At 34.6% G+C, this 19,312-nt stretch carries 18 protein-coding genes and 1 pseudogene; 15 read left to right on the forward strand and 4 right to left on the reverse strand.

What is annotated here, in order from left to right; translation table 11 throughout:
* Positions 1-283: 283 nt before the first annotated feature.
* The 11 genes and pseudogenes from QM351_RS02635 to msr(D) all read left to right on the forward strand — a co-directional run bounded on the left by QM351_RS02635 (position 284) and on the right by msr(D) (position 11,548).
* Complete coding sequence (locus QM351_RS02635; protein WP_036757376.1) at positions 284-1,306, forward strand: hypothetical protein; 1,023 nt, start codon at positions 284-286, stop codon at positions 1,304-1,306.
* Positions 1,293-2,774 (forward strand): LA2681 family HEPN domain-containing protein, encoded by a 1,482-nt coding sequence (locus tag QM351_RS02640; RefSeq protein WP_049492832.1) that lies wholly within the window; start codon positions 1,293-1,295, stop codon positions 2,772-2,774. The genes QM351_RS02635 and QM351_RS02640 overlap by 14 nt, the downstream gene beginning before the upstream one ends.
* 540 nt (positions 2,775-3,314) lie before the next feature.
* Positions 3,315-3,695, forward strand: coding sequence for a hypothetical protein (locus QM351_RS02645; RefSeq protein ID WP_269796879.1), 381 nt, complete (start codon positions 3,315-3,317; stop codon positions 3,693-3,695).
* A 45-nt stretch (positions 3,696-3,740) separates the two neighbouring features.
* Positions 3,741-4,364 carry a GTP pyrophosphokinase family protein gene (locus QM351_RS02650; RefSeq protein WP_269796880.1) on the forward strand — a complete coding sequence of 208 codons (624 nt, stop codon included), beginning with the start codon at positions 3,741-3,743 and terminating at the stop codon, positions 4,362-4,364.
* 1 nt (position 4,365) lies between these two features.
* Positions 4,366-5,043, forward strand: a complete 678-nt coding sequence (locus QM351_RS02655; protein ID WP_255777579.1) for a response regulator transcription factor — start codon at positions 4,366-4,368, stop codon at positions 5,041-5,043.
* A 13-nt stretch (positions 5,044-5,056) separates the two neighbouring features.
* A complete protein-coding gene (locus QM351_RS02660; RefSeq protein WP_414326441.1) occupies positions 5,057-6,280 on the forward strand; it encodes a sensor histidine kinase in 1,224 nt (407 codons plus the stop codon).
* Between the two features lie 393 nt (positions 6,281-6,673).
* Positions 6,674-7,142, forward strand: a pseudogene (locus tag QM351_RS02665) (sensor histidine kinase); the annotation flags it as partial.
* A 117-nt stretch (positions 7,143-7,259) separates the two neighbouring features.
* Entirely contained in the window at positions 7,260-7,481 is a 222-nt protein-coding gene (locus QM351_RS02670) for a hypothetical protein (protein WP_414326443.1), read from the forward strand.
* Positions 7,482-8,191: 710 nt separating this feature from the next.
* Positions 8,192-8,362, forward strand: a complete 171-nt coding sequence (locus QM351_RS02675; protein WP_000873143.1) for a hypothetical protein — start codon at positions 8,192-8,194, stop codon at positions 8,360-8,362.
* A 385-nt stretch (positions 8,363-8,747) separates the two neighbouring features.
* Entirely contained in the window at positions 8,748-9,965 is a 1,218-nt protein-coding gene (gene mef(A) / locus QM351_RS02680; RefSeq protein WP_414326445.1) for a macrolide efflux MFS transporter Mef(A), read from the forward strand.
* Positions 9,966-10,084: 119 nt separating this feature from the next.
* On the forward strand, positions 10,085-11,548 hold the full coding sequence (gene msr(D) / locus QM351_RS02685) for an ABC-F type ribosomal protection protein Msr(D) (RefSeq protein ID WP_000420313.1): 1,464 nt from the start codon (positions 10,085-10,087) through the stop codon (positions 11,546-11,548).
* A gap of 117 nt (positions 11,549-11,665) precedes the next feature.
* Here the strand turns inward: msr(D) and QM351_RS02690 are convergent, their stop codons facing one another.
* The 4 genes from QM351_RS02690 to QM351_RS02705 are packed head-to-tail and all read right to left on the reverse strand — an operon-like array spanning position 11,666 to position 12,910.
* The gene (locus tag QM351_RS02690; RefSeq protein ID WP_001072467.1) at positions 11,666-11,965 is read right to left on the reverse strand and encodes a DUF5960 family protein; all 300 of its coding nucleotides are present in this window, start codon (positions 11,963-11,965) and stop codon (positions 11,666-11,668) included.
* Positions 11,952-12,320, reverse strand: a complete 369-nt coding sequence (locus QM351_RS02695; RefSeq protein WP_000567222.1) for a hypothetical protein — start codon at positions 12,318-12,320, stop codon at positions 11,952-11,954. Before QM351_RS02695 ends, QM351_RS02690 begins: the two co-directional genes overlap by 14 nt.
* Positions 12,321-12,332: 12 nt before the next feature.
* Complete coding sequence (locus QM351_RS02700) at positions 12,333-12,668, reverse strand: hypothetical protein (RefSeq protein WP_000806926.1); 336 nt, start codon at positions 12,666-12,668, stop codon at positions 12,333-12,335.
* Complete coding sequence (locus QM351_RS02705) at positions 12,665-12,910, reverse strand: hypothetical protein (protein ID WP_001813542.1); 246 nt, start codon at positions 12,908-12,910, stop codon at positions 12,665-12,667. The genes QM351_RS02700 and QM351_RS02705 overlap by 4 nt, the downstream gene beginning before the upstream one ends.
* A gap of 900 nt (positions 12,911-13,810) precedes the next feature.
* On the opposite strand from QM351_RS02705, the gene QM351_RS02710 reads away from it, so the two are divergent.
* Genes QM351_RS02710 through QM351_RS02725 form a run of 4 tightly spaced genes read left to right on the forward strand, consistent with a single transcriptional unit; the run spans position 13,811 to position 19,306 of the window.
* Entirely contained in the window at positions 13,811-15,079 is a 1,269-nt protein-coding gene (locus QM351_RS02710; RefSeq protein WP_006151645.1) for a site-specific integrase, read from the forward strand.
* A gap of 3 nt (positions 15,080-15,082) precedes the next feature.
* Complete coding sequence (locus QM351_RS02715; protein ID WP_414326448.1) at positions 15,083-16,933, forward strand: hypothetical protein; 1,851 nt, start codon at positions 15,083-15,085, stop codon at positions 16,931-16,933.
* Positions 16,930-18,600: a hypothetical protein gene (locus QM351_RS02720; protein ID WP_414326450.1), complete on the forward strand. Its 1,671-nt coding sequence runs from the start codon at positions 16,930-16,932 to the stop codon at positions 18,598-18,600. The genes QM351_RS02715 and QM351_RS02720 overlap by 4 nt, the downstream gene beginning before the upstream one ends.
* On the forward strand, positions 18,593-19,306 hold the full coding sequence (locus QM351_RS02725; protein ID WP_414326452.1) for a hypothetical protein: 714 nt from the start codon (positions 18,593-18,595) through the stop codon (positions 19,304-19,306). Before QM351_RS02720 ends, QM351_RS02725 begins: the two co-directional genes overlap by 8 nt.
* Positions 19,307-19,312 lie beyond the last annotated feature (6 nt).

Genomic DNA, 19,312 nt, shown 5'->3' on the forward strand with positions numbered 1-19,312 from the left:
ATACAACTAAATTAGAAGCATAAAGTACATTCTTTAAAAAGTGTACTTTATTTTTATTTTGTACATTATTTTGGAATGGTATTTTGTATGTTTGCTAGTGCATAATATCAGCTAATCGAAGAAATTGATTTGTACATTTTTTTACTCTAGTAACGGTAGAAGAAGTGGTGGTTCAATTGTACATTTTATTTAAAATATTTATAGTTATAAGATTAGTATTTGAAGCATAAATAAAGTAGATACAGTGGTATAATAGTGTCAAAAGACTTTCAGGAGAAATGACATGAGATCGCACACAGTTATTCTAGGTGCTGGTGCTACTATTGCAGCAATTCCAGATGGTGATAAAAACGGCAAAAGTTCTTCAGTTATGAATGGATTGCTAAAAAAACTAAATTTAGAAGAAATTCTTGCTGGTGTTGAATTACAGACAAAGAGCGAAAATTTAGAAGATATCTATTCAGAATTATTTGAGAGAGAAGAGTGCTCCGAAATAGTTAAAAAACTAGAAGAAAGACTCTATGATTATTTTGCTTCGTTGGAGTTACCTGATGAACCAACAATTTATGATCTTTTAATATTAAGTTTAACTAATAAAGATTGCATAGCTACGTTTAATTGGGACCCTTTACTTATACAAGCTTATGTTCGCTGTTCAAAAATTACTCTGAACCTGCCACAAATTCTTTGTTTACATGGGAATGTAGCTGTCGGTTTTTGTGAAGAACATACTGAGTTTGGAACAGTAGATTACTATTGCCCAACATGTTATAAAAAATTAAATCCAACAAAATTATTGTATCCCGTAAAAAACAAAGACTATTCTTCCGATGGATACATAAATTGGTGTTGGAAAGCATTAGATTACTTTGTCGATCATTCATATATGTTAACTATTTTTGGATACAGTGCTCCTAAGAGCGATGTAGATGCTGTTAATTTAATGAAAAAAGCATGGGGAAATATTGAAGACCGACCACTTGAAGAAGTTTCCGTAATAGATATTATAGACGAAGAGACTATGCTAAATACATGGAAAGACTTTATTCATAGCCATCATTATAGGTATTCAAATTCATTTTTTGATTCTTACTTAGCAAAATTTCCAAGAAGAACTTGTGAAACCGTATTTGCAACATTTTCATTAAATGTTCCTTCTGATGGTAGTAGAGGATTTAAAGAGAATTTTAATTGGGACATGATAAAAGAGTTTTTATCTGATATGTTAGTTGAAGAACAGGAAAATAAAGGAAAATCAAATTTAAAATCGAGATATTTAGTTTGGGGTGAAGATGTTAACAAATAATCCAATTAATCATAGTGTACTTAAATTGTCAATGGATTTCGATAATGCTTTTAAACATAAAAATATAGAGGAAATCTATAGACTAATAGAATTTGGAAAAAATATGGAAAACACTATTGATGATATTTCCAAAATTCAATTATTTTATTCTATTGGGACAGCATACGCTGATATATTTGAACTAAGTGATAACTTAGTTTTCAACATAGATACCGATTTTACAGTTCAACAAATTTATTACTTAAGAAAAGCTATAGAAATTTCAAATAACGTTGATATAAATTCTGAGAACAGTAGGTTTGTTTTCCCATTATTATGTTCACTTTACACTAATTACGCAAATTTATTAGATGCTTGTGGTAGAAAGCAGTTAGCTATTAAGATGTATTGTAAATGTATACAAATCAATCCAAGATTCACAATGGCTAGTGGTAACTTGGCTATTTGTCTAGATCATTATCGTAATTTTTTGAATGATAACGAACACCTCCACTTTATTAAAAAAATTAAAAATTTAATAGAAACAAGCATAACTGTTTCAGATCCAAACAGAGTTGATTATGCAGAAAAGCGATTTATTGAACTTTACGAACAATATCTTAATTATAAAGACTTAGATGAATGCTCTTGTAAAACCATCGATTATAATCCTAATTCACAAAAGTATCGCGAATGGTGTTGGAATAACGGGCTGTATCTTAATCCACTTAATGACTTACAAGCTGACGATATAAATAGATATGATGATAATCTTTTACTACCAAGTTTATTATTTCAATCGGATAAAGATTTAAACAAATATATTTCTATGTTTAATCAAATTAAGCAAGAATATGTTTATGCGCGTTATCTCTGTTTTAATAGCATTGAAATTGATTCGGTTCATTATGCTGATGAGAATGTTGATCTTATTGATTGTCTAGAATACGTACAATATTCTATCCGAGTAGAAGGATTAAAAGCAGCTTTTAAAACACTATATTCATTATTAGATAAAGTAGGAATGTTTATAAATGAATATTATTCTTTAAAAATTAAGACTCGACAAGTAAATTTTCATTCAATTTGGAGAACAGATAGCAATTTAGGTAAGTTGTTGGATAAGAATATTGGTCTATCATCTATATTTTGGATATCGAAAGATTTTGATAATGGTAATAATTCTTTGACAGCAAATCCACACGCAAAGCTATTAAAAACTATTAGAAATTATTTAGAGCATAGGTTTACTAATATTACATTGAATTTTATTGATGGAAGTGAAGAAAATAATGAAACTAGACTGTATCTAACTGAATTTGAACTTCAAGAGTGTACATTAGATTTATTAAATCTTGTAAGAGAAGTTATTTTTTCACTCAAAAATGCCATTCAAATAAGTGAAAATGAAAAACAATCTACTCTAAGCAGTGAAGTTGCTTTAATTCCGATAAATTATGAAGAAGTAGATTCGGAAGATAAATTATAACATTGAGCATACAATTTATAGTCGTTATAAAAAGCAATAGTCTAAATTCATTTAACTAATCGACTTAACTAGAGCTAAACCATTGATAAAACTGAATTAGAAGGATAAAGTACACTCATTAAGCAGTGTACTTTATTTTTGTTTTGTACATAATTTGTTGATTGCTTAATCAATACTACATCTCTATCAGGTAATTCAGACTCCATTTAGTCCTCTAAAACCCACGTTGAGGCGGTATCACTGCTTGTAAAAAATTAGAAACCTTTAAACGAAAGGGAGAATGAAAAGCGTGAAGGTAGCTTCTCTAATCGAATAGAGGGTAAGAATCAGAGTAATAGTTCAAGTATGGCTTCTGGATACTATAGTCTGACATGCTATCAATCTATTTCAGAAGCTGGACAAATTGTAGTAACTTTCCTTGAAGGAACTGAGGTAGATTTATAAGAGACTGTTACTGGGAAGTTACAGTCTTTTTAGGGGTTTAATGGTATAATGAGATTATAAATGTGGATATTGTTTAAATTCTCTGGAGGACTCATAATGTTGAATTTAGTAAAAGGTCACCAAGTTAGCTTGGTAGAGAACCTGTTTGAATCATTTACAAAGTTACCTGAACATCATTTGACGGCGAATGTACACGCAGAAAAAATATTAGAGGTTTTTCAACACTTTATTGCGATTCATGATGAGCCATTGTTTTTTATTTTAGAATTACCTGTCAGTATTGATAGAGAAAAAGTGATAGCAAAGAATATTATCAAGGAATCCCATAAGGATGTTTATTATATTGATGGTTGTTCAAGAGAGGAATGCATAGCACTGTTGATTAGATACGGTGATTTGCTTGTTAATGATGGACTAAGTAAGTTTGGATTTGGTGGGCATAAAAGTTATAGTCACAATCTCATTCCTTATTTTTAAGACCATCTATGTTATAATGAAGTGAAGCTATTAGAGGAGGTTTATATGTCAACTCAAAGTATTTATGGGGAGTATGCTCAATATCTCCCCAAAATTTTACAAGAAATAACAGACCCCATTATTGCGGCTAATATTGCTAGCAAAAAAGAAACAGGTTTTAAACTCTATGAACATTTCATTTCACGGATTAAGGAAAGCGACTCCATGCGTGTAAAGTGTCGTAGAAAGAATTTGCCTGAGACGAGCCAGTCTGCCCTTAGGGAAATTCGTGACAGCATTGGAATCCGTATTATTTGTGGTTTTGTCAATGATATTTACAAGATCATCGAAGTAATCAAGGCTATTCCTGGTGTCATGGTCTACAATGAGAAGGATTATATTTCAACTGCCAAGCCTAACGGCTATCGCTCTTATCACCTCATTTTGCAAATGGAGACAAATTTTCCAGATGTCCTAGGCAATGATAAAGGGACCTATTTTGTTGAGGTTCAGCTTCGGACCATCGCTCAGGACTCGTGGGCCAGTTTGGAGCATCAGATGAAGTATAAACATGACATCAAGAATTCAGAAATGATTACCCGTGAGCTTAAGCGCTGTGCAGATGAATTAGCTTCATGTGACCTGACCATGCAGACCATCCGTAACTTAATTCAAGAAGGAAGTGACTAGAATGGCTCTGAAAATTTTATTGGCTGAGGACGAGGAAGCCTTATCTCGAGTTTACAAGGCGGCACTTGAGCATCAAGGTTTTGAAGTTGATCAGGCTTTTAATGGTCAAAAGGCAGTCGACCTAGCTGCACAGAATGCCTATCAAGTAATCATTATGGATATTATGATGCCTATCAAAACAGGTATTGAGGCCCTGAAAGAGATTCGCTCCTCTGGGAATACTACTCATGTCATTATGTTGACGGCCATGGCTGAAGTTGATGATCGTGTGACAGGACTTGATGCTGGGGCAGATGATTACCTGACCAAGCCGATTTCCCTAAAGGAACTTTTGGCTCGTCTGCGGTCGCTAGAGCGTCGTGTTAGTGAAACCTTTACTGCCAAAATTTTGACCCTTGGTTCTGTTCGCTTGGACCAAGAGGAGCAGGAGTTGGTAGCTGGCAACGCCATAAGACTTTCAAGTAGAGAGACCAAGTTAATGGCCCACTTCATGCTCAACCCTGCTAAGCAATTAACCACTGATCACCTTTTTAAAACTATCTGGGATGATGAGGAAGATGTGGACGAGTCAATTGTCTGGGTTTATATTTCCTATCTGCGCCAGAAATTGCAAGCTATTCAAGCTGATATCAGTATTCTTGGTGAAAAGGGTGGTGACTTCTGCCTTCTGCAAATTTAGAAAGGAGTAGTCCATGTTTAGACGTTTACGACTTCAGTTTATAACAATTGCTTCTTTGTCTATCCTCTTTATCTTGATCTTTACGGTAGGAATCATCAATGCTGTGAGTTCCTTTCAGACGGAGCAGGAAATTAGCAAGGTCCTCAACACACTCACGGAAAATAATGGAATCTTTGGAAAAACCACAGAAATTGAGACCAATCAAGGACTTGAGATTCCTTCGGACAGTTATCAATTTTTCAGCGTGACCTTGTCGGGTGATAAGGTTGTTAGCCAGGATACCAGTCATATGTCTCTAATAAACGACGAGGAAGCGGCTAGATATGCCCTGAAAGTTAGTCGCTTGACCAATAATCTTGGAACGATTAGAGAAAAAAATATCAATCTTAGCTATCAAGTTAGCAAGGTCAGTAAAGATAAGATTTTGGTAGTCTTTCTGGACACGACCTATTATTATAATTCTTCCCAATCCTTGTTCAATCTTTCTATTCTTTTATCACTGTTTGCCTTTATCTTTTTTGTCATCATTGTCAGTGCCTTATCAGGAATTGTCATTCGCCCCTTCATTCGAAATTATGAACAGCAACGGCGTTTTATCACTAATGCTGGTCATGAATTGAAAACACCTTTAGCCATTATTTCTGCTAATACGGAGCTACAGGAACTCATGACTGGAGAAAACGAATGGACCAAGTCTACTAACGACCAGGTGGCACGATTGACCACTCTAATCAATTCGCTTGTGGCTTTATCTCGGCTTGAGGAGCAGCCGGACATTGTTCTTCAAGATGTGGATTTTTCCTATATTACAGAGGATGCAGCCGAGGACTTTAAGGGACCTGTCGTCCGAGATGGCAAATCCTTCGTTATGGATATTACCCCAGATATCCATGTGAAAGCCGAGGAAAAGTCTCTCTTTGAACTTGTAACTCTCCTTGTGGATAATGCTAACAAGTATTGTGACTCTGAAGGAACGGTTACGGTAAGGCTCCGTCAAGTCGGAAGAACACGTAAACGGGCTCGCTTAGAAGTGTCAAATACCTATAAAGATGGTAAGACAGTCGATTATAGTAAGTTTTTTGAGCGCTTTTATCGTATCGAAGAATCTCATAATAACAAGGAAATTAAAGGTTTTGGCATAGGCCTATCCATGGCTCAAAGCATGGTCAAATTATTTAAAGGGCGTCTCTTTGCCTCCTACAAAGATGACACCATCACTTTTACAGTCATTTTGTAAGGATATTTTAAAATTGGAACTAGTAATGGTACCGAAGGGGGCATTATTGATTGTGAATGGCCTTATATCCTGGTTTGGTTTTGTGTTTATGAGAATGTCACAAATTCCAGAGTACTACAAGATTTTATCCTTAATTAAAATTGAGGAGTTGTAAACATGTAAAAAAGTAACGAGGAGCCCCGTGTTAAAATCCAATAAGCTGATTATTTTTTTAATTTCCCTACCTTTTCTGATGCTTATTGTTTTCTATTCGCTTAATGGGCATCCTGGATATAGTGATGATAGTAATTTCATCAGAAATCATGTTGCTGCTATTAATAGTGAGATAATCGCATACTTAGCCAGGAAAAGCAATGCATAAAGTCCGTGACCTTATTGCCAAACACTGCTAGAAGAGAATATGAAAAGCAACGGCGTTTTATCACCAATGCCGGTCATGAATTGAAAACCCCGTTAGCTATTATTTCTGCTAATACGGAGCTACAGGAACTCATGACTGGAGAAAACGAATGGACCAAGTCTACTAACGACCAGGTGACACGTTTGACCAATCTAATTAATTCTCTTGTGGCTTTATCTCGTCTGGAGGAGCAGCCGGACATTGTTCTTCAAGATGTGGATTTTTCCTATATTACAGAGGATGCAGCCGAGGACTTTAAGGGACCTGTCGTCCGAGATGGCAAATCCTTCGTTATGGATATTACCCCAGATATCCATGTGAAAGCCGAGGAAAAGTCTCTCTTTGAACTTGTAACTCTCCTTGTGGATAATGCTAACAAGTATTGTGACTCTGAAGGAACGGTTACGGTAAGGCTTCGTCAAGTCGGAAGAACACGTAAACGGGCTCGCTTATTAGAAGTGGCAGGAGTTGCACGCGATATTGCCGATCCGTGGTATACAGGAGACTTTGATGCGACGTACCGCGATGTGACATTGGGATGCAATGCGCTCTTAGAACAATTAAAAAAGGAGTTATAGTATGGATAAGATTAGAAAAGATTGGGCAGTGATGATTGCTCTGGCGGCTGTTTCGTTACTTGTCGTCTTGAATTTTAGCGCCATCCTCACATGGATTTCCGAATTTATTGGGATGATGTTCCCGCTTATTTTAGGGATGATTTTGGCATTTATTTTAAACGTGCCAATGAAGCGAATTGAACAAGTGTTGGAGAAGATAAACTTCCCGCAGGCGCGGGAGTAACCCCCTTTTGTTGAGGATTTATACCTTTTTAAATGAAAATAATACAAGTAGGACACTTCTAAAAGTGATCTACTTTTTTTAAATATTTTCATTCTACAGTTTAATTTTAAACAACAACTCACTCATTTTTGTTATATAATATAGATGTTGACTAACTCCACATGTTGAGGCGGTAAGTTTGCTAGTCAAGGAGTAAAACGACGAAGATTAGCATTTACTTCCGCCCATGCGATAGCTGTCCGTGATTGACAAGTGCTAGCACGCAGACAGAACGGAGATAGCGAACCGCTGAGTGTGTCGCTCTGCTCGTAAAAGCTTAGAAACCTTTGAACGAAAGGGATAATGAAAGCCTTGATTGCAAGGCTTTTTGCTTTATGGTGGGTAAGTATCAGAGTGAGAAAATTTTTGGAATGAGTAGAAGTGATAGCTAGAAATTATCAGTTTCTATTTCCATTTACCCTGTGGGTACGTGTTTGTTTCCATTGACAAGGAGTTTGTGGGAATAGAAATGTACCCACCTTGTTTGAATCAAGTGAAGTGTAGTTGAAGGAAATCTGTTGAAAGCAATACTTCATTTTACCGAATAAGTAATAATTTAGGCAACTTCAAATCGATTAAAAAAAACTATTTTAAAGGTTAAGAGTAGACAAAAATTGTCCACTCTTTTTTGCAAACTCAATTTATCAATAAATGAAATGAGGGAATGTAAAATGAAATATTTTGAGGTTGAGTTAGAAAATCCTGATGAATTTTTAAAACTACAAACAGAAGATTTTGTGAAAGCTAATCGCTTGCTACTAAGGAAGATAATCCAGAGCGTTACAGTCTATGAAGAAAACTTCGTCATATCCTTTAAATCTGGCATCGAATTGGAAGTATGAGTCTCATTCCATAACTTTTATATTGAACATATCATCTTGTTGTGTTATACTATAAATTGATATAAACAAAGATGTAGGAGGAACCGAAACTATGACAGCCTCAATGCGTTTAAGATAAGCTGGCAATAAAAAAAGCAGAATCTATACCCGATGATAGGCTTTTTTGTTGTGCTTATTTATACGATATTGAGCATTCATTAGTTACGGTGAGGATATTGGTTATTTAACTATACCTTTATTTAACTATGTCTTTAATATGAATGTTTCCAAATTGTATGTATGCAGACCAAAAGCCACATTGTGGGGTTTGGCCTGCATTTTTTATTGCCTAGAATGCTATTCAAAATAGAAATTCAAGCAAAATAATATGCAGGAGATAATATAAATGGAAAAATACAACAATTGGAAACGAAAATTTTATGCAATATGGGCAGGGCAAGCAGTATCATTAATCACTAGTGCCATCCTGCAAATGGCGATTATTTTTTACCTTACAGAAAAAACAGGATCTGCGATGGTCTTGTCTATGGCTTCATTAGTAGGTTTTTTACCCTATGCGATTTTGGGACCTGCCATTGGTGTGCTAGTGGATCGTCATGATAGGAAGAAGATAATGATTGGTGCCGATTTAATTATCGCAGCAGCTGGTGCAGTGCTTGCTATTGTTGCATTCTGTATGGAGCTACCTGTCTGGATGATTATGATAGTATTGTTTATCCGTAGCATTGGAACAGCTTTTCATACCCCAGCACTCAATGCGGTTACACCACTTTTAGTACCAGAAGAACAGCTAACGAAATGCGCAGGCTATAGTCAGTCTTTGCAGTCTATAAGCTATATTGTTAGTCCGGCAGTTGCAGCACTCTTATACTCCGTTTGGGATTTAAATGCTATTATTGCCATCGACGTATTGGGTGCTGTGATTGCATCTATTACGGTAGCAATTGTACGTATACCTAAGCTGGGTAATCAAGTGCAAAGTTTAGAACCAAATTTCATAAGGGAGATGAAAGAAGGAGTTGTGGTTCTGAGACAAAACAAAGGATTGTTTGCCTTATTACTCTTAGGAACACTATATACTTTTGTTTATATGCCAATCAATGCACTATTTCCTTTAATAAACATGGAACACTTTAATGGAACGCCTGTGCATATTTCTATTACGGAAATTTCCTTTGCATTTGGGATGCTAGCAGGAGGCTTATTATTAGGAAGATTAGGGGGCTTCGAAAAGCATGTATTACTAATAACAAGTTCATTTTTTATAATGGGGACCAGTTTAGCCGTTTCGGGAATACTTCCTCCAAATGGATTTGTAATATTCGTAGTTTGCTGTGCAATAATGGGGCTTTCGGTGCCATTTTATAGCGGTGTGCAAACAGCTCTTTTTCAGGAGAAAATTAAGCCTGAATATTTAGGACGTGTATTTTCTTTGATCGGAAGTATCATGTCACTTGCTATGCCAATTGGGTTAATTCTTTCTGGATTCTTTGCTGATAAAATCGGTGTAAATCATTGGTTTTTACTATCAGGTATTTTAATTATTGGCATTGCTATAGTTTGCCAAATGATAACTGAGGTTAGAAAATTAGATTTAAAATAAACAATATTGGAGGAATATTTATGTATCTTATTTTCATGTAACTCTTCCTGCTAAAATCGCAGGGTTTTCCCTGCATACAAGCAAATGAAAGCATGCGATTATAGACAGGAGGAAATGTTATGGAATTAATATTAAAAGCAAAAGACATTCGTGTGGAATTCAAAGGACGCGATGTTTTAGATATAAATGAATTAGAAGTATATGATTATGACCGTATTGGTTTAGTAGGAGCAAATGGTGCTGGAAAAAGCACTTTACTCAGGGTACTTTTAGGAGAATTAACTCCCCCAGGATGTAAAATGAATCGTCTGGGTGAACTTGCCTATATTCCCCAGTTGGACGAAGTAACTCTGCAGGAGGAAAAAGATTTTGCACTTGTAGGCAAGCTAGGTGTTGAGCAATTAAATATACAGACTATGAGCGGTGGTGAAGAAACAAGGCTTAAAATAGCACAGGCCTTATCGGCACAGGTTCATGGTATTTTAGCGGATGAACCTACGAGCCATTTAGACCGTGAAGGAATTGATTTTCTAATAGGACAGCTAAAATATTTTACAGGTGCACTGTTAGTTATTAGCCATGACCGCTATTTTCTTGATGAAATAGTAGATAAAATATGGGAACTGAAAGATGGCAAAATCACTGAGTATTGGGGAAACTATTCTGATTATCTTCGTCAGAAAGAGGAAGAACGTAAGAGCCAAGCTGCAGAATACGAACAATTTATTGCGGAACGTGCCCGATTGGAAAGGGCTGCGGAGGAAAAGCGAAAACAGGCTCGTAAAATAGAACAGAAGGCAAAAGGTTCTTCAAAGAAAAAAAGTACTGAAGACGGAGGGCGTTTAGCTCATCAAAAATCAATAGGAAGTAAGGAAAAAAAGATGTATAATGCTGCTAAAACCCTAGAGCACAGGATTGCGGCCTTAGGAAAAGTAGAAGCTCCGGAAGGCATTCGCAGAATTCGTTTCAGGCAAAGTAAAGCATTGGAGCTCCATAATCCATACCCTATAGTCGGTGCAGAAATTAATAAAGTATTTGGGGATAAGGCTCTGTTTGAAAATGCATCTTTTCAAATTCCGTTAGGAGCAAAAGTGGCGTTAACTGGTGGTAATGGAATCGGAAAAACAACTTTAATCCAAATGATCTTAAACCATGAAGAAGGAATTTCTATTTCGCCTAAGGCAAAAATAGGTTACTTTGCACAGAATGGTTACAAGTACAACAGTAATCAGAATGTTATGGAGTTTATGCAGAAGGATTGTGACTACAATATATCAGAAATTCGTTCAGTGCTAGCATCTATGGGGTTCAAACAGAACGATATTGGAAAAAGTTTATCTGTTTTAAGCGGTGGAGAAATTATAAAATTGTTGCTTGCTAAAATGCTCATGGGTAGATATAACATCCTAATAATGGATGAACCCAGTAACTTCCTTGACATACCAAGTTTAGAGGCTTTGGAAATACTAATGAAGGAGTACACCGGAACTATCGTGTTTATCACCCACGATAAACGATTACTCGAAAATGTAGCAGATGTAGTTTATGAAATTAGAGATAAGAAAATAAATCTGAAACATTAAATTTAAGGTAGTCGCTGGTCAGTATAGTCTGTTCTGGTTGGCGACTCCATTGTTAAAGAGTATAAAGACTTTAGATTTTATGAATATTAAAAATAGGAACAGTCAATTGAACTGCTCCTATTTTTCTGCTAAATATATTGTAGTTTTCTTATATGTATAATGATAGATTAGCGGATTCTCATCTACGGTACTTACTTCAAATATGAAGAAGTGATCGCGGTTATCTCTGGACTTTTCCTTATTGAGGACAAAGTAATTCTTACGTGAAGTCGCCATTGTTTTTAGGATATCATCAGTTAGGAAGGTCAATGGAATATTCATGTTAGAGTAGCGGTAGAAGTCACGTTCAAAATCTTGGTAGCTCTCGCTATAATAGTCCATTTGTAGGTGATTACGCTGAAACTCAAGCTGATTCATAGAGCACCTCCTCGACAAGTTCAATACTAATAATGTCTTTTAATTTCAAATTGATGTGACCTGTTGTAGTTTTTATCAAAATGAAATCTTTGGTCAGACTTGGTATTGTTCCAGTGTAGGAAACACGCTTGTTTTTTTCAATCACTTGAATGCGTGTGCGTAGCTGCCCGGCGTATACTTGACTGAGGAGTAATAATTTCTTCTCTAGTGATAAGTCAGACATGTACGTTACTTTGTTTGTATCATCAGAGAGTGCTGATGCATGTTCAGATAGGAAAAAGCCCATCCATTTTTGCATCTTTGTATCCTGGTACTCTCTTGCTGATTGAAATGGTAAATATGAACGGTCAATCATATCAAATCCTTTCTATGCAGAGGCAAGGGTATTTTTATCAAATTGAATCGTAAAACCTTGAATTCCCCCACCTGTGTAACATTCTTTAAAGCGATTGATTACCTCAGTATAGATTATCACAGATGAGCTTGTTGGCTTAATGCTAAATGTAAATTCCAATGGTAATCGGTTTTCAGATTTAGCATGTACTAGTCGTATCGATATTTCAGTTGTTTTGAGTTTTCTCTGACGAAGTTTTGAAGTTGCTGTTTCAACGATTCCATGTAAAAATCTTTCAAGCATTTCAATATCATTACATCCTTTGCTACGGATTTCTGAAAATTGTACTGTATTTTTTTCTTGTTTCATTTTAATCCCTCCAATCCACCCGCGGAATGACCACCGATAAGTTTACTGCGTTCAATATTTCTGGAACCTTCAGTTAGGACGGTTCCTTTTTGTATGGCTAAAAAACCAAACTGTTCTCTGACAACATCAATAGCTGTCTGAAGTCTATTATCTTTTTCAATTTGTTCTACATCATCAAAGAGTGATAGTAGAGTATAGCTTTCATCTACGAAGCCACTATAAGATACACCAATTTGTCTCACTGCACCAGAGGTGTATTTTTTCGGAATAATACAAGTACATGACTCACCATTGTTTTGGGGAGATTTGCGGGTTCAATTTTATTCTGAGCATTTATAGATTTTTTCATCTCAGTCCTAGAATAGCCAATATGAATAGAAACGACAGTAGTCAATACTAGGGCTACTGTTCCGTTCCACAGTATCATTTAAAAATCATTTTCACACCCTTTCGTCTATTAGTATAGAAGAAAGCTCTCAGCACATGAGGAGAAATCATGAGGGATATTCTCAGTTGAATAAGTAAGAGTATAATCTACATCTCCAAAGTAGGAGTGGCCAGTTCCAGCAGAAAGACCTTCATAGGTTTTATAACTGAATAGATCGACTACTTTGTTGTCGAATTTTTCCTGTTCTTCAAGTAATCCTGAGGAATAGACGACAACTTTAAAATCAAATAAGCTAAAAACGCTCTAAAATCATTAAATTGATATAAAAATGTTTTTTATTGTCAAAATATACAATTAAAAAAATTTCCAGTTTTTTTAAAATCACTATCTCAGATGACAATTTAATCAAAATATGATATAATACAGAAAAAGTAAAAATAACAAAAGTAACTTACAAAAGTAAAAGAAAAAAAGTAAATAGATAGCCACGGCGGATATTCCTTTCATTGTTTAGAAGGAGTTGCTGTGGTTATCGTTGTTGCTGAGCTAATTAATTGCTCTTATTACTTAGATGAAGTTACTTTTGTTATTGAATTAATTCAAATAATAATAACGATCAATGAAAGTACTCATCGATATTCCCTTTATGCAGTTTAGAGCACAAAGGAAAATGGTACTGATTTGATCGTTTTTTTGTGTATTGACATCCTAAAACCCAGTCAGAACCTTCAGTCATATTAAACAAGGAGATAACATGAGATTTGTTGTATATAAACATTCACTAGTTTTAGGTGATAACAACATCGTGACAAAGCAATTTATCGTTCTGAAGCACGATGACGGCAACTTACAATTTACTGATTTTCATCGTTATGTTAAATCTACTTCAAGAATCAAGTCTATTTCAGATGATGGGAATAAACGCTTTTCTTACGTTGTTAAGTTTCTAAATTTTATATTTGGTACTTCTGGACTTAAAAGTATAGATCAACTTACACTTGAAATGGTTAGAGAATTTTTTACGCTTTATGGATTATCTCAGTTACCAGGAGATAGAGAAAAAAGAAAGAAAAGCACCGTTGAAAAATGCGTAAATGCAGTTCTTGACTTCTTAACTCTTTATTTAAGTGAGCGAGAGGGAAAGGCTAAGTTAAAAGCAGAAGAATTGTATTCTACGACAACTTTTACGAATAGTAGAGGACGGGTTATAAAGCGTAAAGAACCAAATTTTGAAATATACGTAAATGATAGCAACACTGAGAAAGCTATTTTTCGTGATATGCCAAATAGTGCTTTTGAGATGTTATTTTCTCACATAGCACACTATCATAAAGATCTACTCATGGTTGTGGCCTTGGGAGCCTTTGTTGGCTTAAGACCATCAGAAGCATGCAATGTAAGACGTGAAGATAGTCCTCTAGGGCCAGGTATTTTGTTTCACCAAAGTGATGGGCAAGTATTTAAGATTGAGATCGATCTACGAAAAGAAATACCTCTCCGAAGCGATTTAAAGCCAACTGGACGGATTAAAAAGGAAAGACTTCAAGCAGTACCTTATATCTTTCTGGAGGTCTTTTTAGACACTTATAATGACTATATGACTTATCTGGAAGGTAAGAAGTATGAGAAGGATTATGGACCTTTAAATCTTAACAGACGAGGAAAAGCATTATCATACGATGTATACTATCAACGATTTCGTAAGATTATTCGCGACGAAATGATCCCAATCTTCTTAAAATCTGATGATGCAGAGGTTGTCTTTTTTGGGCAGCTTTTGCAGGAGCATAATATTTCCCCACATATTTTCAGACACTGGTACACGACACAGTTAGTATTATCTGGGGTTTCTGAAATAAGTGAGCTTATGTCAGCAAGAGGTGATAAATCGCCTGAGAGTGCTTGGGTTTATCTACAAAACAAAGGAGAAATCGCAAAACAATATGGTCAAGTTAATAATGGTGTTTTTGACTATATGAATTGGCGAGCAAATGAACTTTTTGGTGATAAGTTAGAAAGGTAATGTATGACTTATTCAATTAAATCTTTGATCGAAAATCTGTTAAGTGAACTCGGAAAAAACGATATACAGTATAAAGGCAAAATTAGTAAGTTTTTAGTTGATAACAATTGGTTTAATATTGAGATTGATTTGGATAACTATTCTATCTCAGATAAAGATGCTCAATTATTAATAGAAAAAATAACCAATTATCTTCTTGGACCAACTGGTTTAGCAGGAATTCAGCCTATATTTAAACAAAAATTCCCATTAACTTACAAATATTTTCAGCAATACTCAGAAGATAGCAACTTATCTAAGGAAAACATGTTTTATGTTCAAGATTTTCTTGCTTTTTATCTTAAAAGAGATTTATTTCTCTGTAATGATAATGAGATTGAATTGTTGGTTGAAGAAGCAGTATATGCACTTGAAAAGCAAAAAGGCGAAGTTTTTATTGATTTTTTAAAGTGGTTAATGAATAAAATGAGATGTAACTATCACAAAAGATATGAATTTACACCTCGATACACATTAGAACAGGAGACTAACGCTTATGAGTTAGACGAATATTTAGAATTACTGTATTTTCTTTTTAATGACAATTACATTAGAAAAGAAGATATGCTTTATAAAGCAGCAATCTCAAAAGACTACGCAGATACCTGGCTATTTCTAGCACTTCATTTTATATGTGCGCTACGTGGAACAGATTTAGAACAACTTGGACATCCACAACTTCCTAGAACACCGAAAGAAGTTCTAAAATCAGTTAGAAGTGGTAATTGGAGTAGCAGTGAGGCAAGAAGAACTCTTTTAAGTATTACAACTCGTTTAACTTATTTAAATATTACTCCAAACAAAACAAAGCGAACTAAAAATATTAGTCAGATTAAATTTCAGGTCCCTGAGAGTTGTCAGGTATTGATTGGAACGTTGTTGGCTATCTGTGAAGCTCATTATCAGTTGAATAAAGATAATAATGATGAACCTTTAATTCGACAAATAAAAGAATATAAACGAATTAATCGATATATGGGGAAAGAAATTGGAGACTTATTTCTTGAAAGGAATTTTAGTTCTAGATCTGCAAATAAATCCTATCTTCAAACTGTTGCCATGTTGGCAGATGATGTTTTACAAGAAAAATCTGAGTTAAATATTAAAGGGTATTTTTTAGCTGCATTAGCCCGTAGCCATAAAGGTTCATTCGATGAATTTGCTCAAACCACAACAACGTACCTAAAAGATGCCCAACTAAGCCAGCTTAAACCAGAAATGGTTGCGAGAGAACTATTTGAACGAGGTGTTTTATCTATGATTCCATCAATGCTCCTGACGATTGTTACTAGAGGAAAGTATAAAGAATTAAGCCCTAGTCAACAGACTCAGATGATTAAACAGTTAGATTTGACACCAAATGAGATTGAAAAAACATTGGCTTTAAGCATTCAGGCAGAAGTAAAATCTCAAAAGGCATTAAAGCTTTTGGTAGAAGAAGAAGCAGAGCCTAATCAACTTCTTACTATTTGTCATCGTATAGGAAACGGTGAAGCCTTCTCAAAACAAGGTGAAAGCATGTGTCTTTTGTCTGCGCTTGGAAAAATTTGTCCATATGACGATAGGCAACATTGCATCGGTTGTCATTATGAACTACAAACGAAATCTACTTTATTGTTATTAGTAGGAGAATTCAATCGTTTGAACAAACAATACTCTAGAGTTCGTTCTGATTTAGAAAAAGGTAAAATTCGGAGTATTTTGGAAGAACAAATAAAACCTTGTTTAACTGAAATGTTGCAAGCTTTATGCGAGCAATATGGAGATGACGTGTTACATGATTACGAAGAAATAATAAAGGAGTTAATAAATTGAACAATCAAGCTAAACTTTTTAAAATTGAAAATTATTTTGAACCTTTTGACCGTGATTGTGTTCTGCGAGCAAAAGAAGTTTTCGATGACTATTTTGATAAAGGAATTATTCTAAGTTACGATTTTGATCATAAGAAATGGGAAACTACAAATGAATATGCCAATATTAGCCTGTTTTTTAACATTTCTGAATTCCAATATAGGAGATTTTATCAATCAATTTTTCAGTTATCTTATAAGGAATTTATTGATTACTTAAAAAGTTTTATTGTTTTCTCAATGAAACAACATATTTTAAGAACTTTACAGCGATTTCTAATGGATATTAAACGTATTATTAAAAATACAACCAAAGATGCGTTTTTAGATTTAGAAAATATCTCTGTAATATTTCCTGGTTTATGTATTGACTTTTTCTCAAATCTTCCCTGTTCAGATGATAGTCAACTAAATCAACTATTGGAGCAATTAGATAATAAATTAACTATCAACCTTCAAAAAAGGCAGAGGTCAAAACAGCAAAGACAATTAGCGCAATTTCAATCCTATTTTACTTTTAATGACATTTTAAATGATTATTGGTCTCAAACATTATCTAAAAAAGAACGTCTATTTTATTATCCATTGTATCTCTGGTGGCAGATTACAGCGATTTTACCTTTAAGGCCAAGAGAATTTCTTTTAATACAAAGAAACTGTTTGACCGAGAAAGATGGGAAATATTTTCTTACATTAAGGAGAAATATAATCAAAGGAAGGGATCGACTTGTTGCACATAAAATTTCTGAAGATTATACGTTGAATACTTATGAAATTACTAATTCATTAGCTTCTGAAATAAAGACTTACCTCAAACTTACTGAAAATGATCGTTCTACTAAATTAGAGACATTATTTGTGACTGATCCTCATTATAACCGTTGGGGTCGTCGAACAGGTGTTAATAACCGATTTTTAACTTACACTAATCTCAATACTATTTTGAGGTATTTTTTTAATGAGATCATTTCTCAAAAATACGGTTATCAAGTTAATTATTTTAGTTTTCCAGCTAGATTAGATGAAAACGAGATTAATTTGATTCATATTGGGGATACGAGACATATTGCAATGATCAATTTAATTGCAGAAGGGGCTAGTCCTGTTACAGCTATGCTTTTAGCTGGTCATGAAGATGTGACAACTTCATCTCATTATTTTTCAAATTTAAGCCAATTTATTGAATGTCGTAGTTATCAAATGTATCGTAAACTAACGAGTAAAAATACGAATTACGCTATAAGTAAGAGGCAGCCATTTTACACAGCACAAGGACAATACATCACTTTAGAAAATAAAGGACGATGTTACTCGCCCCGCTTTGCGAAAGGTGATTATTCAGATTGTCTGAAAGTCATTAGTGAGCATGCAGAACTAGGTGCTTGTACGAGCTGCCCTTTTTACCGTAAAGCAGGTAAAGATTATTTTTCAATGGATAAAACATTTAAAAAGTCAGTTGATGAAAAAGCTATGGTTGTAAATGAAGCGATTAGAAAAGTTAGACAAGGGAAAGGTCATATTGAAGATATTGGAGAAGCTTTGTTGAAATTAAAAACAGTTAGCAATACCTATCAGGATTACTTAAATGCTAAACAACTATCTTTAGAGGAGAAGAAGTCTAATGGCTAGAAAGAAATCAATTACTGATGATGAATTGATTCATTTGTTTGAACAGTATTTAATTTCCCAGTGTTCCTGTGATTTAAGCTTGGTAAAAATTCCTCGGTTCGGTGACTATGTGAGGAATCATGGCTATCAAAATGTTGCGGATACAACCATTAGGCGTAACAAAAGATTCAGGGATTTTTTAAAAGAAAGTGAAATTAAATACCAAGATGAAAATTATGAGGCTGTGATTACTTACAAGACCATAGATCCTGACAATTTTATGGCAAAAAATCGTGCTCCAGGTGCTATGAAAAGAGCATTGGTGGAAATTAGCCAATACTATAAGAAGATAGCAAACATTGCGGCCAGCTATAAACAAGAAGCAGATAAGTTACGTAGTTTAAATTCTGAACTACAGTCAACTAATGAAGATTTAAAACAGAAGCTACAAAGAGAAAATGAGTTAAGTGATGAGAATCAAAAACTATTACAAATAATCAAAACAAGTGTCTATCCAGAAATTGCGAATGAGCTTTTAAAAGAAGAAGGATTGTTAAAATATTCTCAAAAGGTTATCAGTGAGGATTTCCTAGCAGACAATATCATCACCGCTGATTCAGAAATAGATTTTCATTCTGGTGGTCTTATTGAACAAGAAAATCCTCAAAAATCAACTAAAGTGGTTTCTATTAAAAACTTACTAGACAGCAAAACTAATTATAAATGAGGAAAG

It is taken from the genome of Streptococcus parasanguinis, assembly GCF_047465465.1.
Lineage (GTDB): Bacteria > Bacillota > Bacilli > Lactobacillales > Streptococcaceae > Streptococcus > Streptococcus parasanguinis_AI.